Origin of the sequence: Brasilonema bromeliae SPC951, assembly GCF_012912135.1 — a bacterium.
GTDB classification, from domain to species: Bacteria; Cyanobacteriota; Cyanobacteriia; order Cyanobacteriales; family Nostocaceae; genus Brasilonema; species Brasilonema bromeliae.
Window position 1 is genome coordinate 1 of sequence record NZ_QMEB01000341.1, and the last position, 4,644, is coordinate 4,644.

Here is a 4,644-nt window from a genome sequence, read left to right on the forward strand (position 1 = left end):
ACATAAGGAAGAAACTCAGGGCTTATTCCCTTACCAGTATCAGATACAACAATTTCCACATGAGAGTGGACGCGTTCCAAGCGAATCTGGACCCGTCCACCTTTTGGGGTAAACTTTACAGCATTCGATAGCAGATTCCAGACAATTTGCTGCAAGCGGTCTGAATCGCCAAAAACTGGTCCAGCATCTGGGTCTAGCACTGGTTGAAGTCGGATGTTTTTTGCCAGGGCGGCAGGATTTACCGTATCAATTGCTGCCTCAATTGCGGGTAATAGATCCACAGTACGGACGTTCAGGCGTAATTTTCCTTGGATAATGCGGGAGACATCCAGCAAATCTTCGACTAGTTGTGCTTGTGCTCTAGCATTGCGTTCAATGGTTTCCAGCGCGCGGGCTGTGGTTGCTTCATCAAGATTTTCCGTACGCATGATAGTCAGCCAACCAAGCATAGCATTGAGGGGAGAACGCAACTCATGAGAAAGAACAGCAAGGAACTCATCCTTCATGCGATTTGCTGCTTCTGCTGTCGCCCGCGCTTTTTGCTCAGCTTGTAAAAGGCGATCGCGCTCTTGTTCTGCTTGTTTGCGTTTGCTAATGTCCAACACAAATGCGACTCCATCAACTTGGGAATCGTCCATCAAAGCTATACCTAAGACAACTGGTACTCGTGTACCGTCTCGTTGAACATACTCTTTCTCAAAAATACTGGAAACTCTGGTATTAAAGGCTTCCTCAAGCGCTCGGTTATCCACATCGTTGTACTCTGGTGGAGTCAGTGAACGCCAGTCAATTCTCCCTAAAGCATCAAACTCCTGACGGCTGTAGCCAACGATACGCAAATAAGCATCGTTAGCATTGGTTATAAAGCCTTCGACATTCCAGAAAGCAACTCCCACAAGATTAGACTCAAACAAACGTCTAAACTTCGCTTCACTTTGTTGGAGTTCTTCCTTCCCCTTTTTGCGCTCAGTCACATCGCGAAAGTAAACTGCAAGCCCTTCAGAACTGGGATACATCCTAATTTCCAGCCACCGGTGTAGTACCTCACAGAACTCCTCAAATTCAATGGGAACTTGTTGGGCGATAGCTTCGCTGCTGCGCGGAGCGCAGATCGCCCGATGAGCTTCTTGATAAAAAGTTTTGCCGATTAATTCCGGGTAAACATCTTTCCATAACTGCTTACCCAGCAGTTCTTCGGGTGGTTTTTGCAAAAGTCGTGCGGCTTCCTGATTCACGTAGGTATAGCGCCACTCACGATCAAAGGCAACAAATGCTTCTGTTATGCTTTCAAGAATCATCGTGATGCGGTTGTTAGCCGCTTGCACAGCTTCTTCTGCCTGTACACGTTCAGTGATGACCTCTGTAAAAATAATGATGCCACCAATTTCATCAACTCGGTTTCGCCAAGGATGGATTTCCCATTTCACCCAATCGATTGAGCCATCAGCACGGGGGAATAATTCTTTTTCAGATTTCCGAACCTCCCCAGCCAAACACAAAGCATGAATTTCTCGCCAAGAGTCGGGAATTTCGGGAAACACTTCGTAATGAGAGCGACCAATAATGTTTTGATTTTGCAACTGAAAATCTGTCAGCCATCGTTGACTCACAAGAATATATCGCATCTGGTTGTCAAGCATGGCAATAGCTGCTGGCGCATGCTCAACAAACAACCGCAGCTGTTCTTCTCTGACTTGTAGCGACTCTTCAATCTGCTTGCGCTGACTCAGGTTGCTTATCATCGCGAGTCCGCCTTGAAATTCTCCCCACTCACCCAAAATTGGAGTGGTTGAAACCATCGCCCATAAATTAGAGCCATCCCGACACTGAAACCGAAAGTCGAATCGCTGTTGCATCCCCTGCTTCAGTTGGGCTATGTACTGGTGTGCTTCCACCTGAGCTGCTTGATCCATAAAGTCCAAAATCGGACGTTGCAGCATTTGCTCCACGTTATATCCCAACATCTGCGCCAGTTGCGGATTCACATACTCCGTATGCAACTGAGCATCAAATAACCAGATACCTTCACCCGCCGTCTCCACAATGCGACGATACCGTACGTCAGCCGCTTGTAGACTTTCTAAGCTCACTTCAGCCCGTCGCTTGGCATTTCGTAGCGCCTCGCATAGCACACTAAAGAGGACTCCCTGAAGTGCGAACAGCGCAAGCCTTATAGTGTTGGGTAGATCGAGCGCCAGCGAATAGATTGGCTGTAGAAAGAAATAGTTGCTAATCAGAACAGACACGAAGGTAGACAATAACCCCGCTCTCAAGCCTCCATACCATGCACTCACTATAACCGCCCCAAAAAATAGCAGAAAAGGGGTCTTAGTCATAGCAAGCCAAGGATCTAGCGCCAGCATAAGCAATAGTGCCAGACCGACACTAAGTCCAGCAACACTGTATTGCTGTAGCCGAGAGCGAGTAACTTTTAGCATTCAATTGTAGATAGTTGTCTTTAGTAGCTAGCTCAAACTTCGCTTAATTTACTGTAGATTTCGGCTTTTGACATTTACCTTAAGAGTGATTTGTTGAATGTCTTGTGTTCTGCTCACTCCATTTCATTAAGCTACCAGCAGATTCCCAGAGCTACTTTTTAGACGTTTTCGAGTGCGACTATTGAGCTACTATTTCATAGTTAATATTTCATGAGTCAATAGAAACAAGCCATCTTCTCCAGGTTCAAAGTCGCTCACCTTGAACACAGCATCAATATTCAAAACACCATAAATATGAGGAAAGAGTTCGTCTTCCTCAACACCTTCATAGCGAATTTCCGGCTGAACTTTTTCAGAATTGATGAAAATAAGTACCAATCCTTTTTGATTGCGAAAAAATGTATTTGCGACTTTAATGATTTGTGTTGGGGTTGAACAGTGGATAAAGCCTTCAGAGTCAAGGGTGTCACCTTGATATGTTCCGAGGAGTTTGGCTTGTTTCCATTGTTCTCGTTGAGTGATGTGTAGGATAGTGCTCATTAAGATTCAATTTGACATTTTCAACATAGAGATAAGAAGTATTTAGCAACACATTTAAGTTGTCATTTACTCATGTGGAACACATACATCTGGGGCGCACAAATTAGGAAAGTTTAATGTTGTCACCGTTAACGTATCCAAATCTACGCGACGGATAGCATGGTTATTCGTATCAGCAATAAACAAATCAGAACCGATCACACTCAGTCCCGAAGGTTCAGAAAAACGAGTATTTTTACCTTCACCATCTTGCAAACCAACCAAACCATCACCTAAGATTGTTTGACAATCGCCAGTGTGGGGGTTAACAAGTTTAATTTTGTGGTTATAAGTATCAGCTACCCATAACTGATTCTCAGCATATTCTACTCCCAAACAGTGCTGTAACCTAACATCGAAACCTTGTCCATCAACGTCACCAAAACCAAACAAATCACCACTACCGCAAACGGTTCTTACTTGTCGCGGTTCAACGAGTCCCACACCGCGAATTGAGCTAATTTCACTGTCGGCAATGTATAATTCTTGTCCATCAGTGGTGATACCGCTAGGCTGAGCAAAAGTAGATTCAGTCAGTACGCCATCTACACAAGCTTCTGCTCCCATACCAGCATAGGTTCTCACAATGTTAGTTTCTAAGTCCATTTCCCAAATTTGATGAGGACCAGCCATCGCAATAAACAAGCTATTTTCACATAGCTGTAAATCCCAAGGAGAATTTAGCGCTGTTTTTCGTCCAATACCAGAGTGAGGACGAATATTACGGCTTTGTTCACCTGTTCCTGCAATCGTTTCTACGACTTGGTGTTTTAAATCAACTCGCCGCAGAGCATGATTTTCTGTATCCGCAACATACAAAATCTGATTTTCTTTATCAAATACCATTCCCTGCGGTGCGAAAAACTGAGCTTCACTAAAAGAACCATCGGTTAATCCAGATTGTCCACTTCCAATTAAATTTATAATTTCCCCATCAAAGCTACTCATGACAACACGGTGATGTCCAGAGTCAGCAATGAACAAACCCGCTTGTGTCGCCAGGACTTTACCAGGAAAAGCTAGGGGTGTGATTAATGGTTTTCGTTGTTTTTCTAAAGTCAGGTTGAGTTCTTGCAAATTAATCGTGCCTTTTTCTTGGTGTTGGCTAACTAACTTTTGAATGAGTTCATCTAAAACATCTTTATTCCCTTCACCAGACACGTAACTAATCACGTAACCTTGTGGATCAATTATCATCAAAGTGGGCCAAGCCCGCACAGCATATTCTTGCCAAACTCGAAATCCACTATCTACTAAAACTGGATGTTCGATGTTATAGCGGAGGATAGCTTGGCGGATATTCTCTGTTTCCTTTTCATTGTCAAATTTGGCACTGTGTACGCCAATAACTGTGAGGCTATCTTTATACTTTTGTTCGAGATATTTCAGGGTTGGCAAGATATGCAGACAGTTGATACAACAATATGTCCAGAAATCTAAAATGACAACTCTACCCCTGAGTTCTTGAAGAGACAAAGGTTTGTCAACATTCAGCCAAGGATAATTTTGTGGTAATTCTGGTGCTCTAACACGCGGAATCATAAACAATTCAAATTTCAAAATTCAAAATTTAAAATTCGTCTTGGAAAGTTTGCTACGGAGGGAAACCCTCCTGGCAACTTTCCGC

3 protein-coding genes are annotated in these 4,644 nt (G+C 43.7%); all 3 read right to left on the reverse strand.

Features of this window, described 5'->3' with window-relative positions; all coding sequences use genetic code 11:
- Positions 1-2,438 (reverse strand): PAS domain-containing sensor histidine kinase (locus DP116_RS27090; protein WP_169158079.1); only part of this gene is annotated, 2,438 nt, incomplete at its 3' end.
- A gap of 189 nt (positions 2,439-2,627) precedes the next feature.
- Positions 2,628-2,978, reverse strand: coding sequence for a DUF952 domain-containing protein (locus DP116_RS27095; protein ID WP_169158080.1), 351 nt, complete (start codon positions 2,976-2,978; stop codon positions 2,628-2,630).
- 66 nt (positions 2,979-3,044) lie between these two features.
- The gene (locus DP116_RS27100) at positions 3,045-4,559 is read right to left on the reverse strand and encodes a thioredoxin-like domain-containing protein (protein ID WP_169158081.1); all 1,515 of its coding nucleotides are present in this window, start codon (positions 4,557-4,559) and stop codon (positions 3,045-3,047) included.
- Between the last annotated feature and the right edge of the window lie 85 nt (positions 4,560-4,644).